Annotated in this window: 1 protein-coding gene; it reads right to left on the minus strand. The window is 40.6% G+C overall.

Annotated features, from left to right (window positions below; all coding sequences use genetic code 11):
- Nucleotides 1-244 (minus strand): helix-turn-helix domain-containing protein (locus WA407_RS26440; RefSeq protein ID WP_336078742.1); only part of this gene is annotated, 244 nt, incomplete at its 3' end.
- Between the last annotated feature and the right edge of the window lie 49 nt (nucleotides 245-293).

The following is a 293-nucleotide window of genomic DNA, read 5'->3' on the forward strand; positions in this document are numbered from 1 at the left end:
TTTTCTTTGAATTCAGGGCGTCTACTCCATGTTCATTGAATTGACTACGCCATTTCCTAATGACTCCAGGTGAGGATATTTTGAAAATGACAGCTGCTTCATTCGGAGACGTCCCATTCTCGTTCATATAGTTGAGTACGTCTAGTTTATATGCCGTGGAGTAAGATGTATAGGTTTTTTCAAAAGCTTTTACCCCGTGAGATTCGTATTGCCTAATCCACATACGTAAAGCTTCATGATTCATCCCTAATGATTGTGCAATGCTTTTGACTCCCTCAGTACCACGCTGATAC

Source organism: Paenibacillus sp. 203 (genome assembly GCF_037027525.1).
Lineage (GTDB): Bacteria > Bacillota > Bacilli > Paenibacillales > Paenibacillaceae > Paenibacillus > Paenibacillus polymyxa_B.